Source organism: Cupriavidus sp. SIMBA_020 (assembly GCF_046535395.1).
GTDB lineage: Bacteria > Pseudomonadota > Gammaproteobacteria > Burkholderiales > Burkholderiaceae > Cupriavidus > Cupriavidus campinensis.
This window is the reverse complement of sequence record NZ_JAWRWU010000057.1, coordinates 1-488: the sequence shown is the minus strand read 5'-3', so window position 1 is coordinate 488 and position 488 is coordinate 1. Positions and strand designations below refer to the sequence as shown.

The window sequence follows — 488 nt, the reverse complement described above, 5'->3', positions numbered from 1 at the left end:
GGGTTGCTTTTTTAGGTATATTTGCAAATTTGTGGCAACGTGTCTAGACTGGAAAAACCTTAATCGCAAGGGTTTTTTTGGCGCTGCACCACGCCTGGGAGCTCGTCAATGCAAACTTCGCCGCCGCTTACCGCGCAGCAACTGGCCGCCTTTTCCTCGTTCGCCCAAACGCTGGCGGACCAGGTCCGGCCGTTGTCGCGCCAGTGGTTCCGCCACCCGCTGTCGGTGGACACCAAAGCGGACGAAAGTCCCGTCACCCAGGCAGACCGCGAGGTCGAAGCCGCATTGCGTGCGGCCATCGCCAGTCAGTACCCCGATCACGGCATCTTCGGCGAGGAATTCGGCGAGGTTCTGGTTGAGGCTGGCAAATCCTTGACGAACACGGTCAGCAGAGCACCCATGACCAGACCGGTAGCGGTGTTGTTGGGCATGTGGATCGGCTGGTAGCGGCCAGGCTGCGCGTAGGCAGTGCCGTTTTCCTTGGCTTC

Annotated in this window: 1 protein-coding gene; it reads left to right on the top strand. The window is 59.8% G+C overall.

Annotation, left to right across the window (positions count from 1 at the left end):
• Positions 1 to 108: 108 nt before the first annotated feature.
• The gene (locus tag SB751_RS28130) at positions 109 to 447 is read left to right on the top strand and encodes an inositol monophosphatase family protein (RefSeq protein WP_410748801.1); all 339 of its coding nucleotides are present in this window, start codon (positions 109 to 111) and stop codon (positions 445 to 447) included.
• Positions 448 to 488: the final 41 nt, after the last annotated feature.

Excerpts from the sequence above, each read along its gene's own strand:
- SB751_RS28130 (WP_410748801.1), top strand. The coding sequence starts at position 109 with ATGCAAACTTCGCCGCCGCTTACCGCGCAGCAACTGGCCGCCTTTTCC.